Raw genomic sequence first — 14,057 nt, forward strand, 5'->3', positions numbered from 1 at the left:
GAAAGCGATGAAGTTAACCGACTAATAGTTAACACAATCACCTATTGGCAAGTAACAGACAACTTCGCTCTAAAGAAAAAGAGCTCAAAGAGGAAATCACTCTAGACATACTACGGGTATAGTATTGGCGAGTACTGTTTTGGTTTTTGAAAAGAATAACCAGTAGACAATGGATCATTACCCATTCACTCCACACATGGCTTAACCTTATAAGCCATTTCCCTAACAGAGAAACAGGATCAGCAATCCTGCGGTTTACACTGTGATTCAGTTTTCACAGTAACGGCGAGGTTATACCTGTAGTTGAATCAAAATGCAAAAACAAAATAGATAAATCGCTTTTTTTTATTATTTTTCTTTTTGCTCACTTGAAAAATTGTGTCACACAAAAAATGATATCAACTATTGGATGCGAGTTTATCCCTATATTTGATTAAAAAAAGCTGGAATTAAAGAGAAAACAGTCCTAAAATGGACGTCTAGATGTTAAAACATCCATCCTTAGACCATCTGTATTAAGGTAACGAGATATAATGACTACACACCTTTTTACTTCTGAATCAGTATCAGAAGGTCATCCAGACAAAATTGCGGATCAAATTTCTGATGCCGTATTGGATGCAATTTTAGAACAAGATCCAAAAGCACGTGTTGCCTGTGAAACTTACGTTAAAACAGGCATGGTGATGGTAGGCGGAGAAATTACCACCAAAGCTTGGGTTGATATCGAAGAGATCACGCGTAAAACAGTACGTGAAATCGGTTATACCAGTTCAGATATGGGCTTTGATGCTAATTCCTGCGCCGTTATCAGTGCGATTGGTAAACAATCCCCAGATATCAACCAAGGTGTTGACCGCGCAGATCCCCTTGAACAAGGTGCCGGTGACCAAGGCTTAATGTTTGGTTATGCCACTAATGAAACCGACGTTCTGATGCCAGCGCCTATTACTTATGCTCACCGCTTAGTCCAGCGCCAAGCTCAAGTACGTAAAAATGGCACACTACCATGGTTACGTCCAGATGCTAAAAGTCAGATCACTTTCCAATACGACAATAACAACATTGTTGGTATTGATGCCGTGGTTTTATCAACTCAGCATGCTGAAGATATTTCACAAAAAGACTTACATGAAGCGGTAATGGAAGAGATCATTAAACCTATTCTGCCAACAGAATGGTTAAATGAACAAACCAAATATTTCATTAACCCAACAGGTCGTTTTGTTATCGGTGGCCCAATGGGCGACTGTGGATTAACAGGTCGTAAGATCATTGTTGATACTTATGGTGGTATGGCACGCCACGGCGGTGGGGCATTCTCTGGTAAAGATCCTTCCAAAGTTGACCGTTCTGCGGCTTATGCTGCACGTTATGTTGCAAAAAATATTGTTGCTGCGGGCTTAGCAGATCGCTGTGAAATTCAAGTGTCTTACGCTATTGGTGTTGCAGAGCCAACATCTATTATGGTCGAAACATTTGGTACTGAAAAAATCCCTACCTCACAACTGATCTTATTAGTACGTGAGTTCTTTGATTTACGCCCTTATGGCTTAATTCAAATGCTGGATTTACTGCATCCGATCTACCAAAAAACAGCAGCATACGGTCATTTTGGTCGTGCTGAATTCCCTTGGGAAGCAACAGATAAAGCTGAGATTTTACGTGAAGCTGCGGGTTTAAAATAAATTTCCCTTGTTTCATAGCAAACTCATTAAACCACATCTTTTAGGTGTGGTTTTTTTATTCCTGAAATTTATCTGTTTGTTAACCATAAAAAAACCCCGCAATATTAACGGGGAACTCAAAGTCAGTAAGAGAACAGGGAGTGATGATGAAATAAACAAATCAATCAGGGTAGTCTATCCACTCTCCTTCATTCAATTTGATATAAGATTTCCCTTGATAATCAACCACAATGGTATTTTGATTTTCTGATACCGTCGCGGTTTGTGGTAATTCACGGGTTAAAGCATTCCAATCAATGGTGGGTTGATTAAAGATATCGCCATTCACATTACGGAGAATAAAATCGGATAACGCTAAATAACTGCTTGGTTTATCGATCATCATAGGCGTATGAGGTAAACGTTGATTTTTAAGTCCAGTAAAACGAATACCGACAGGAACCGTAGTAATACTTCGGCTTGGAATATCTCGCAAACCAGACATCTGAGTTATATCACCTTGTAATGCGGCTCCATGTTCAGGAACAATTACCACCATCACTTTTCTGCCACGTTTATCAAGGGTATTAATAAAAGCATTTAAGTTATCAAGTAGTGCTGAGGCTCTTTTGCCATAATCAGCCGTTGTATTTTCGCCAACGAACCTATTACCATCATGAAGTGACACTAAATTGACAAAGGTCACCGTCCGTTTTTCATCTGATTTTTCTCGTGCTTTTAACCAACGCTCTAAAGTCTCTTTATCGTTATAGATTTTAGAGCCATCAAAAGCGGTAATTTGATGAGAGAGCCCGCGTTGATCTTGCAACGGCACATTAAGATTACCTAACTCCCTAATTTCTTGAAGATAATGACCAAACTCGCCATTATGATCGAGCACCAATTTCTTCTCAAAACCTAAAGCAGCCAGATTATCCATCAATAAGCATTGCATATCGGCAGGATCATACAAATCAGCGTGTTGTGTTTGGCCACAACTGGCTCTTAATAAACGTAATGAAGCGGGACCACTATAAGAAGCAACACTATTAAAGCGATTAAATAACACATCAAAGTTACCCCAAATAGGATGTTGCTGTAATCCGACGGCTGCCGCATCAGCGGTAGAGAGTGAACAAATATTAATAATTAAAATATCAAAGGGTTGTGCATAAGAAGAGAGCTGAGCGGGAGCCGGTGTGCTGCGTTTATTTTCGTAACGATAAAACTGAGCAAGCCATTCATCTAACACTTTGTTATTAGCAGGCTGTTTTTGTGGCGGATAAGGTGAACTCAGTACGTTATTATTTGGCGCTCTAGTCTGAGCTGTCGATAATATTTCTGTATTTTGCGGCTGTGGCTGATCGATAGATGTGTTGGTTTGCTGAGTAAAGCTATTGGCAGAAACAGCAGAAGCCATAGCACCTGAAAAATGGGTAAAACCACTAATATTAAGCCACACTACACCCGCGATAATAAACACCGACACTCTTACCCACTGTTCAATAAAGAGATACCCTACCAGTAAAATAAATGCCACCCCGATCATCTTTAAGTTAATAAAATTAACAACTAATTCAATGAGGTAAGAGAATGAAAAATTTTTTAACTGCCCTCCTTGTTCTAATACCGTTGAAAAACTAGGTAGCCAAGTGTCGTGGTAGAAAAGCATAATCCCTATAGGGATCGCTATCCAATTACGTAATTTATGCCAAAATGTTTTCGGTAGTGGAAATAATAAAAATGCTAGAAAGAGTAAATTGCTAAATGCATCAAATTTTAAATAACCATACCAAAGCAAAACAAACTTTAGCAAAAAATAAAAATTCCAGGCGCCCAACCCATGCCAGTAATGTAAAAAACTGAACCGAGTTGTTTTAGTCTTGTTCATTTTAATTACCTACTTATTCGTATCTATATAATATCCGACATTGATATGAATATTCATATTTGCCTTTTTATACTTCTTATTTTTATAAATAACTATAAAGTTAACTCTTAATAGAATATTCCCCCATTAATTAGTAAAACTACTTATATGTAAAAGAAAAAGTACATAAAATAAATTACTGACAAATAAATATAAGCAATCAACTTAAAAATAATTAAGTTGATTAATAAACAAAACGCCACTTTATATTTATATAATAGACATAAATTTTATAGTTGTGTTGTTATTTTAAAAAATAAATAGCAACACAGAGTTATCTTATTTTCTTATATCCAAAACCAAACAAAATAATCACAAATAGATCGATTAAATTAACATAAGCATTACAAAACAAACACCACAAGAACATAAAGCTAAAAAATAAAATGAAAACAATAATAAACAGATGATTTAACTAATTTAATGGTATTCTACTTGATAAAAATCAAATCTTTTTTGATCATCTAAAAAAGACTATCTTAGAATTTGTTATAAATAGGTAATTTACAATTATCTTATATTTCGTTTTTTTGACTAACAATGGTTTAGTTATTATTTAAATGAATTTATTGAGAATATTATCATTGTCAAAGAGGGTTATTATTTATTCCCAATGAAATTTAAATTCGTATATTTAATTTATGTATTTATACGTAATTGAAATAACTATTTTTAAGGCATATCCTTAAATAAAGAATATTAATATTTTATTTAACACTTACCCCTTTTCTGACTAAGAAAAATAAAATTACAGGTTAAGAATTTATTTTTATATGAGGGTTAAAAAATGGAAAATAAAAAAATTATTCGCTCGGAGATAAAAAGAGAAAAAGAGAGTACAAACCAAGATATAAATAAATTAAAGAAATTATTTTCAATAAACAACTATCACTATAGAGATATTAATAACGAAGAAAATCAACATAGCCTTATTTATCGTTGGCCATTACTCAACACATTTAATTCAATAACTAAATGAGAAAAACTATGCCACTAATTGTATTAAAAGGGCTCAGAGGTGGAGTAGGAACCACCTCAATAACCATTGCACTGGCTCGCCAATTTCATCACCATAAATACAATGTCATTGTTATCGATAACTGTGTGAATAATATCTTACATTTCTATTTTCCAGAAAAATCACAAGTCACCACATTAGGACAAGCACTACTCGCGCATACCCCAATAGAACAAGCGATTTGTGATTATCAAAACGGTTATCAAATTTTACCTTTTGGAGTCGTTAATTCAGAAGATAAATTGCATTTGCAAGCATCTGCCACTGCCAATCAACATCTGCAGCATTTTTTTACCGCTTTTACTCAACAATACCCAGACACTTTAATTTTTCTCGATTTACAACCAGAGCACGATACCCTTTTTAAATCATGGGTTGCGAAAGCCAATATCGTATTAACCGTTACCACAGCTGAAAGTAACTGTCATATTCGGCTTAACCAACATACCTTTGCTGCCAATGAGTATATTCTGGTGAATCAATTTTGTGCCACTAGCCAAATTCATCAAGATTTTTATCAATTTTGGCAAACCAGTCAGTTTCCTTTCTGCCCAATAAAACTTCATCGCGATGAAGCATTATTAGAAGCCTGTGCTTCACGCTTACCTTTATATGATTACCGCGCTAATTGCATGTTAGTTGAAGAAATTAATCAACTTCTACAATGGTGTTTGCCTTTATTGTTAAGCAAAAAAGGATAGCCACAATGTCAACCATCGATTATCCAGAGAAAAAAGCGTCCCGCTCGATAAGGCAACAGGCTACTATGCAGTCGCATATCTTAACCCGTTATTACAAATTTTATCGTCATAATGGGGCTTCATTCAGTGCGGCTATCGTGAATGAGCTTTTCTGGGTATTAATGTGGCTCTTTTTGCGTATGGAATCCCCTTTTTGGCAGAAAATAGCACAAAAACAACAACAACTATTTCCTCATATTAATCCGCGTCGCCCTAAATTATGCGATCCGATCCGATACTTATTACAAAGTATTTGGCTTATTTGCCATTATTTGATGCTCACCTTGGTGAAAAAACCGATTCAATTTATTGTCTATATTAGACAGTATTATCAAAATCTCTTTGCTCGCTTATCTCCTGTTGCGCGAGATATGATCCATCATAAGAAAACAAACACGCCACTATGGCAATACGCTCTATTATCGATCATTGCTGTTTTTGCCATTTTTATTATCTTATTAAGTATTACTCAACCTTTTGATTTAAAACTACAATTTGTTTTTGTTCTCGTGATTTGGCTGATAGCTTTAGCTATCCGCGATATCCCTGGCCGACTGTCTTCTATTACCATTATTATTTTATCGCTGACTATTGCTTGCCGATATATTTGGTGGCGCTATCAATACACACTCTACTGGGTGGATAATCTGAGCCTTTTCTTTGGGATCTTACTATTACTGGCTGAAACCTATGCATGGATTGTGTTATTTCTTAGTTTTATGCAATGTATTTGGCCACTCCATCGACAACCTATTTCAATGCCTCAAGATACAACACAATGGCCTACTGTCGATATTTTTATTCCCACATATAACGAAGCGCTACAAGTTGTAAAACCAACACTTTATGCCTGTTTAAACATTGATTGGCCTAAAGATAAATTAACTATCTATTTATTAGATGATGGCTCTCGCCCTGAGTTTGCGGCTTTTGCTAAAGAAATTGGTATTCGGTATATCACTCGCGAAAAACATGATTTTGCTAAAGCCGGTAATATCAACCATGCATTGAGCAAAGCCTGCGGAGAATATGTAGCTATTTTTGACTGTGACCATATTCCGACGCGCTCATTCTTACAATTTACTATGGGCTGGTTTCTAAAAGACGAAAAAATGGCATTGGTACAAACACCACACCATTTTTTCTCTCCTGATCCCTTTGAACGTAATTTAGGCAATTTCCGCGAAACACCGAATGAAGGCACGCTTTTTTATGGATTAGTGCAAGATGGTAATGATACTTGGAATGCGGCTTTTTTCTGTGGCTCCTGTGCTGTATTACGTCGTTGTGCTTTGGATGAAATTGGCGGGCTGGCAGTTGAAACTGTAACCGAAGACGCACATACCTCATTACGCTTACATCGCCATGGTTGGACTTCCGCTTATATTCGTATCCCTCTTGCCGCAGGATTAGCAACAGGATCACTTTCAGCACATATTGGCCAACGCATACGTTGGGCAAAAGGAATGATACAAATATTTCGTTTAGATAACCCGCTCTTTGGCAAAGGGCTGACACTGCCACAGCGCTTTTGTTACCTCAATGCCATGTTGCACTTTTTATCAGGCATACCAAGGATGATCTTCTTATTAGCACCACTAACGTTCCTTATCTTTCATGCCTATATTATTTACGCTCCCGCCATCGCTATCGCTTTGTATGTCGTGCCTTATTTATTACACATTTGGTTAGCCGCGACCAAATTACAAGGTCCTTATCGCCACTCATTTTGGGGAGAGATTTATGAAACGATTTTAGCTTGGTACACCACTCGCCCCGTATTAAGCACCCTATTCTCACCTTATAAAGGTAAATTTAATGTCACAGAGAAAGGGGCAATTATGAAGAAAAGTTTTGTCGATTGGCAAATTAATCGCCCCTATATTCTGTTTCTTAATCTTAATTTGTTAGGAATTCTATTTGCTTTCTGGCGTATCGCAACAGGCGATCCCGATGAAAGGTTAGCCGTACTCATGTGCTTAGTTTGGGTATGCTATAACTTAGTATTACTAGGTGTTGCCATTGCTGTTTCTGTAGAAGCAAAGCAAGAGCGCCAGTTCCCACGGGTACGTCTAAAAGTGCCCGCAATACTATTACTCCAAGACGGTTCGCTTTATTCTTGTCAGCTCAATGACTTCTCTGATAATGGCTGTGCCATTGTATTACCAGATAATTTTACAGTTCCCTTATCTTGTCACCAAGAGATCACCGTTATTCTCAAACAAAATCAACGTGAATATGCTTTTGAAGCACGTATTTTACGGATTGATAATCGCATTATTGGCTTACAACTGCTTAATATGGATACACAAAAATCCATTGATTTTACCGCCTGTACTTTTGAACGAGCCGACACTTGGGCTAATTGGCAACACGCTCTCCCTGCCGATAATCCACTGAATAGTTTAAGAAATATCATTTATATCAGTATGCGGGGCTATAACACCTTACTTAAACGTGCCCCGTATCTTGTTTACCTCTTATTTCGTTTATTAGGGCAGTGTTTATTGTGGCTATTATCGCTACTTCCACGACGTGTCAATGTTTCACAAATATTTCATTAATCTTAACGGTAAAACTCAGCTTTTTGGGAATTTATTAATGAACAATAAGATCTATGGGTAATAATAATGAAAAAATATTTTCTACTATTCGCCTTACTTATGCTTTCCGGTTTAGCTTATAGTGATGACGAAAAAGAAGTGCCAGCGGTTATAACGGAACAACCTTTCATAACGGTTGAAGAAGAGAAAATCACTTTAACATCACCGGATCAGATAATCCCATCTCGCCAAGAAACACGACTATTTTCAACAACAGCACCTACTTATGGTGCTCTAAAATTACAAGGCTCTAGCCCTGATGGTTATCTAGAATTTGGTGTTCGTAGTGATGAATATGTTTCACAGGCAATATTAGATCTAGAGTTTACCCCCTCACCTTCATTACTGCCTATAGAATCACATCTCAATATCTATTTAAATGATGAAATCATGGGCGTGATCCCCCTGAAAAAAGAAGATCTCGGCCATAAAAACCACATTACATTACCGCTCGATCCACGGTTTATTCAAGATTTTAATCATTTAAAATTTACTTTTATCGGCCATTACCGAGAAATTTGTGAAAACCAAGCCAATACCACCTTATGGCTTGATATCAGCAAAAATAGCCAACTGCATCTCACCTATCAATCATTGAAATTGAGTAACGAATTAGCCAATTTCCCCGAGCCTTTCTTTGATAGTCGCGATTTTGGTACTTTTACCTTACCTATGGTGTTTAGCCAATCCCCTAATCTTACCCAACAAAAAGCGGCGGGAATACTCGCTTCTTGGTTTGGTACACAAGTCGATTGGCGCCAGCAACACTACCCTGTGTATTACAATCAGTTGCCCAATCAACACAGCATTGTATTTGCCACTAATAAACAGCGCCCCGACTTTCTTAATACACATGCCAATGTCAATGCTCCCACCATTGAATTAGTCTCACACCCAACGGATCCTTATGTAAAACTGCTGTTAGTAATGGGTCGCGATGACAATGACTTAATTACCGCCGTCAATGGTATTGCCCGGGGACAAGTTATTTTTAGAGGGGATACCGTCACCATTAATGATGTCAATCTATTGGCACCACGTGAGCCTTATGATGCACCTAAGTGGGTACAATTAAATAAACCAATCTACTTTAATACCTTGCAAGATTATCAAGGTCAGTTGCAATCTCGTGGACTAGAGCCTGCTCCCATCACACTCAATATGACCTTACCTCCTGATTTATTTATGTTTAATAATACAGGGCTACAGATGCAATTGCGTTATCGTTATACCGCTCCGGCATTTCAAGATGATTCTCGTATGTCGATTTCAGTCAACGATCACTTTATCAAAGCCTACCCTTTAGAGAGAGATAAAAAAGAGAACTTTATTGTGGCTTATCTACCGTTAATTCAAGGTTGGATCGAAAACAAAAATCTCCTCAATATCCCCGCGGTAAAATTAGGTGAACGTAATCAGATCCGTTTCTCTTTTGACTATACAAATCCGATCCCCGGAGGCTCCGTTGATCAATGTATTACTTATCACCCAGTCCCTAACACGGTAGCATTAGATGAATTATCAAGCTTTAATTTTACTGGTAACTATCGCCACTATATTGCTCTACCTGATTTGCGTGTTTATAGTCATGCTGGGTTCCCATTTAGCCGTTATGCCGATTTGTCAGAAACTCTTATTTATGTCAACCAATCCCCTTCACCTGAGCAATTAACAACGTTATTGATATCATTAGGTAATATTGGTGCACAAACTGGCTATCCCGCGTTAAATGTCTCTTTAACTGCATCATTAGAGGAATTATCAAAACAAGAAGCTGATTTATTATTAATCGGGACAATTCCTCCAGCACTCAATAATGATAAACAGATGAATGTCTTGATTGATAAAGCACGTAGCGAAATTACACTGCCATCACGTGAAATCACCATTTTTAGTCATACCAATTATCAAGATCTAGATAAGCGCCCAGATAGCAGAACATCTTTAACATCAACCGGATCACTCGGCACTATTATTGGTTTTCAATCTCCGTTCTTTTCACAGCGTAGTGTAGTGGCGCTATTAGCCGATAGTCCCCAAGGTTATCGATTATTAAATGAAGCGATAAGTGATAGTGGTAAACGTGATGCAATGCATGGCTCTGTAGTATTAGTCAGAGAGTCTGGTGTCCATAGTTTACGTGTTGGTGATACCTATTTCGTCGGCTATTTACCTTGGTGGGAAGAGGTTTGGTATGTTTTTGCTTCACACCCTATTTGGCTGGGGTTAGCTGCCATTGTCGGTATTGTGCTTATTTCTCTTCTTATTTGGCGAGCAATGAAAATAAGAAGCCAACGTCGTCTTGCGGATAAGGAGTAAGTTATGATGTGGCGCATTTGTTATCAATATCGCCAATATCTCCTTGCTCTTAGTTTGCTGGCAGGCATATTGCCTGTCACGCAAGCCGCAGATGATCCGACTGAAACTTTTTTATATGAGCAAGTTAGACTAGGCAACTCGAAAAGTAACGATGTTTTAGTTTCTCAATCACTGTATCGTTTATCACTTATAAAACCGAACGATCCTAGTGTGTTGTTAATGCGTATCCAATTTGCTGTAAAACAAAAAGAAACAGCAAAAGCACAACAACTGGTTGAGCAATTACGTATGCATGGCGAAAATACTGAACAATATCAACGTGCGATTAAGCTACTATCATTAACCCATGAAGATAACCGCCAAATCCTACAAAAAGCCTACCTTTATCAGACTGCGGGGCGTTATGATGAAGCCTTGCAATTATATGATGATATTTACCAAGGCACGCCCCCCGATGAAGGGTTAGCCCTTGAGTATCTCAATGTATTAATTGCTTCAAGCCATGCCAACAAAATGGCACGTATTAAGCAGATTTATCACACTTATCCCAATAACCAACAGATAGCTAATATCTATCAGCAATATCATCTTACCCCAGCATTATCTACCGCATCGGCGGGCTCTGTCTCCTATAACACACTATCTATTCGCGCATTAAAACAGCAATTACGCCAGCAGCCTGATAATGCAGACATAATAGGAACATTAGGCGTGCGCTATTCGCGCGCAAATCAACGGGCACCCGCGATTTATTATCTTTCTCAAGCACTCACATTGTCCCCCAAACACGATGATAGTGATTTGTGGCGTACGCTGTTGCAATCAAATCAATATTGGCATTTACTTGCCAAGGCTGATGAAGCGTTATTAAATCAAGAGTACTCTGCCGCTAAGCACTATTTTACCCAAGTACGTCAACTCAGCCCCTATAAAAGTGAAGCTTATATTGGTTTAGGGGATATCGAGTTGGCGCAACATCAATTAGAACAAGCTGAACGTTATTATCAACAAGCGCTACAATATCAGCCTAATGATGCGGCGACTTTGCATAGTCTGACCAAGCTCTATCGTCAACAATCTCATCAAAAAGCCGCCCAATTTATGGCTAACTTGACATCACAGCAATACAAAAATTTAGCCCAAGACTATGGGTATATCATTTCAGGTATACAACAAGACTTAGCTGCTGATGATGAACAGCAACAACACTATCTCAGTGCGATTGAGAAACGTAAGGCTATCGCTAAAGCGTATCCCGATGAAGTCTGGAATATTTATCGTCTGGCGGATGATTTACTTATCACTCAACAACCCCAACTTGCTGAGGATTACTTTAATCAACTTAATCAACGACGACCTAATGATCCCTCTCGACGATATGCCTATGCGTTATATCTCAATAAAACAGGGCGAGCACAACAAGCACTTAACACCTTAAAGACGATCCCTTTATCGCAGCGCAGTGAAAGTATGAACGCCTTAGATAGCCAATTACGTTTTGGTCAAATTATGGCGCATGCACAATCACTAAGAGAACATAACCAACAACAGCAAGCTGTCGAATATCTTTTCACCCATATTCCTCCTGAGCAAAAAATAGAAAGCTATCTGTTGTTAGCGCAATGGGCCGAAGAAGATGACCAACTCAATCAAGCATTAAATTATTATCATACAGTATTAAATTTAGCGCCTAATAATGAAACAGCACTATTAGGTGCAACAGAGATATCTTTAGCGCAACATCAAATAGATCAAGCTCGTTATTACTTAGCTCAGATAGAACAATTATCTCCTGAAAAATTTAACCACTATTCACTAAGACGTTTAGCAAACGCTGAAAAAACGGCGGGAAATATTGATAAAGCCAAACACTATTTTATCTATTTAGCTCGCCAAGTTGACAAGGAGCCAGATAGTGCTGATGGATTAATTTTACGTGATATTGGTCGTTTTTATCGTGATAGCCAACAAGTTCAATCCGCTCATCACTATTATCAACAAGCGATGCTAAAAGAGGGTATCACGCATACATTGCCAACAAACAATATTGAATACACCACACTTATGCGTAACAACCCAAATGATAATTGGCTATCACGTAGTGTACGTGATGATGCGAGTACCCTTTATCGTCAACAAGAGTGGCGTTTTACCCTAGAGCATGATTATTGGGGAGCAAATGGCAGTGAGGGATACTCTAAATTACGCGCTCATACCACCATGTTACAACTGGATCATCCTATTTATCATGGCCGTTTCTTTTGGCGTACTGATTTTGTGCACTTAAATAGTGGCACATTAGGTACAGCGCCATACGATGCTAAATTTGGTAGTTGTTATCGCACAGGTTGTTTCCCTCTAAAGCAAAAAGCCTTTGGTGTTAGTCCTGCTATCGGTTGGGAAAATGAGCAATGGCAATGGGATTTAGGTACCACGCCACTCGGTTTTAATGTGACTGATTGGGTAGGTAAAATTGCTTATAACGATAGTTTTTATCATCTCGGTTGGAGTGTAGATCTTCACCGTCGCCCGGTAAATAGCTCATTACTTGCCTTTGCAGGCCAACGTGATAGTTGGACCAATCAAGTTTGGGGGGGCGTTAGAAAAACGGGGCTTCGTTTAAGTGGCAGTTATGATCTGGGAGGCAAGGATGGGTATTGGGGAGAAATATCGATTGATAGATTAACAGGAAAAAATGTTAAAAATAACAGCAGTGTGAAAGCCATGGGCGGTTATTACTATAAGTTAATCAATGAAAATGATCGCCGCATTTCTGTTGGCTTAAATAGCATGCTTTGGCATTACAATAGAGATCTTAGTGGCTACACCTTGGGGCAAGGGGGTTATTATAGCCCACAACAATATCTCTCATTCTCACTGCCCGTTAATTACCGTCAACGTACTGAAAATTGGTCATGGGAAGTATCTGGCTCTCTCTCTTGGTCTTATTCAAAAACCGATGATAGCAGACGTTATCCATTACAAAATCTCGTTTCAAGCGATAAATTTAATTCTGATCCCATAAAAGAAATATTTAAGCATGAGAGAAATATCATTGATAAGGGGGATTCGGGTCATGGTTTTGGTTATACAGCAAGAGCATTAATTGAACATCGAATAACACCACATTGGTTTATAGGTGCCGCTATCGATATTCAGCAAGCGAAAAACTATACGCCAAGCCATGCACTAATGTATTTACGCTATTCATTTGATGGATGGAATGGTGATTTAGATCTTCCGCCTAACCCGCTTATTCCTTACGCAGATTTTAAATAATCCCGTAACAAGATTAAACAACAAACAGACAGCTAATGCGGTCCGTTTGTTATTTTTTATCGCGCGTGATTAAAATAGTGATGATTATTGTGGTTTGCGAATTAACCCAATAAATAGCCACCCAACAATCATAGCTGACACAAATAATACACCTTGGGTAAAACCACCACCCGCTAATACCAAACCCGGTCCAGGGCAAATACCCGCAAGCCCCCATCCTAAACCAAATAAGATACTGCCAAAGACGAGAGGCTTATCAATCACAGTTTTAGTTGGAATGGCTAGAGGACAGGCTAATAAACTTTGTTGACGATGACGTGCAATTTGGTAACTAATAGCACTGACGATAAGACCCGCCCCCATAATAAATAACAATGACGGATCCCAATCCCCACGAATATCTAAAAATGCCAAGATCTTTTGTGGGTTGCTCATACCACCGATGATCAATCCCGCACTAAATAATAGGCCACTAACAAAAGCAATTAATTTGGTCATTAT

General features: G+C 38.2%; 8 protein-coding genes. 6 read left to right on the top strand and 2 right to left on the bottom strand.

Annotated features, from left to right (window positions below):
- Positions 1-533 precede the first annotated feature (533 nt).
- Positions 534-1,688, top strand: coding sequence for a methionine adenosyltransferase (gene metK, locus AACV01_RS09760; RefSeq protein ID WP_004244148.1), 1,155 nt, complete (start codon positions 534-536; stop codon positions 1,686-1,688).
- A 160-nt stretch (positions 1,689-1,848) separates the two neighbouring features.
- Here metK and bcsG read toward each other — a convergent pair whose 3' ends face one another.
- Complete coding sequence (gene bcsG, locus AACV01_RS09765; protein WP_060554814.1) at positions 1,849-3,558, bottom strand: cellulose biosynthesis protein BcsG; 1,710 nt, start codon at positions 3,556-3,558, stop codon at positions 1,849-1,851.
- Between the two features lie 826 nt (positions 3,559-4,384).
- On the opposite strand from bcsG, the gene bcsR reads away from it, so the two are divergent.
- The 5 genes from bcsR to bcsC all read left to right on the top strand — a co-directional run bounded on the left by bcsR (position 4,385) and on the right by bcsC (position 13,556).
- Positions 4,385-4,576 carry a BcsR/BcsP family cellulose biosynthesis protein gene (gene bcsR, locus AACV01_RS09770; protein WP_012368241.1) on the top strand — a complete coding sequence of 64 codons (192 nt, stop codon included), beginning with the start codon at positions 4,385-4,387 and terminating at the stop codon, positions 4,574-4,576.
- An 8-nt stretch (positions 4,577-4,584) separates the two neighbouring features.
- On the top strand, positions 4,585-5,316 hold the full coding sequence (locus AACV01_RS09775) for a cellulose synthase operon protein YhjQ/BcsQ (protein ID WP_046334670.1): 732 nt from the start codon (positions 4,585-4,587) through the stop codon (positions 5,314-5,316).
- Positions 5,317-5,321: 5 nt separating this feature from the next.
- Positions 5,322-7,919: a UDP-forming cellulose synthase catalytic subunit gene (bcsA, locus tag AACV01_RS09780; protein WP_060554815.1), complete on the top strand. Its 2,598-nt coding sequence runs from the start codon at positions 5,322-5,324 to the stop codon at positions 7,917-7,919.
- A gap of 66 nt (positions 7,920-7,985) precedes the next feature.
- On the top strand, positions 7,986-10,277 hold the full coding sequence (bcsB, locus tag AACV01_RS09785) for a cellulose biosynthesis cyclic di-GMP-binding regulatory protein BcsB (RefSeq protein ID WP_060554816.1): 2,292 nt from the start codon (positions 7,986-7,988) through the stop codon (positions 10,275-10,277).
- Between the two features lie 3 nt (positions 10,278-10,280).
- The gene (bcsC, locus tag AACV01_RS09790) at positions 10,281-13,556 is read left to right on the top strand and encodes a cellulose synthase complex outer membrane protein BcsC (RefSeq protein WP_104836649.1); all 3,276 of its coding nucleotides are present in this window, start codon (positions 10,281-10,283) and stop codon (positions 13,554-13,556) included.
- Positions 13,557-13,640: 84 nt separating this feature from the next.
- On the opposite strand, the gene AACV01_RS09795 is transcribed toward bcsC, so the two are convergent.
- Positions 13,641-14,054 (bottom strand): DUF6691 family protein, encoded by a 414-nt coding sequence (locus AACV01_RS09795; RefSeq protein WP_046334673.1) that lies wholly within the window; start codon positions 14,052-14,054, stop codon positions 13,641-13,643.
- Between the last annotated feature and the right edge of the window lie 3 nt (positions 14,055-14,057).

The organism is Proteus sp. G2609 (genome assembly GCF_963896135.1).
In the GTDB taxonomy this organism is placed as follows: Bacteria; Pseudomonadota; Gammaproteobacteria; order Enterobacterales; family Enterobacteriaceae; genus Proteus; species Proteus mirabilis.

What these genes read in the sequence shown, in the direction of transcription:
- bcsA (WP_060554815.1), top strand. Translation starts at nt 5,322, where the DNA reads ATGTCAACCATCGATTATCCAGAGAAAAAAGCGTCCCGCTCGATAAGG.
- bcsG (WP_060554814.1), bottom strand. Translation starts at nt 3,558, where the DNA reads ATGAACAAGACTAAAACAACTCGGTTCAGTTTTTTACATTACTGGCAT.
- bcsB (WP_060554816.1), top strand. Translation starts at nt 7,986, where the DNA reads ATGAAAAAATATTTTCTACTATTCGCCTTACTTATGCTTTCCGGTTTA.
- AACV01_RS09795 (WP_046334673.1), bottom strand. Translation starts at nt 14,054, where the DNA reads ATGACCAAATTAATTGCTTTTGTTAGTGGCCTATTATTTAGTGCGGGA.
- bcsC (WP_104836649.1), top strand. Translation starts at nt 10,281, where the DNA reads ATGATGTGGCGCATTTGTTATCAATATCGCCAATATCTCCTTGCTCTT.
- bcsR (WP_012368241.1), top strand. Translation starts at nt 4,385, where the DNA reads ATGGAAAATAAAAAAATTATTCGCTCGGAGATAAAAAGAGAAAAAGAG.
- metK (WP_004244148.1), top strand. Translation starts at nt 534, where the DNA reads ATGACTACACACCTTTTTACTTCTGAATCAGTATCAGAAGGTCATCCA.
- AACV01_RS09775 (WP_046334670.1), top strand. Translation starts at nt 4,585, where the DNA reads ATGCCACTAATTGTATTAAAAGGGCTCAGAGGTGGAGTAGGAACCACC.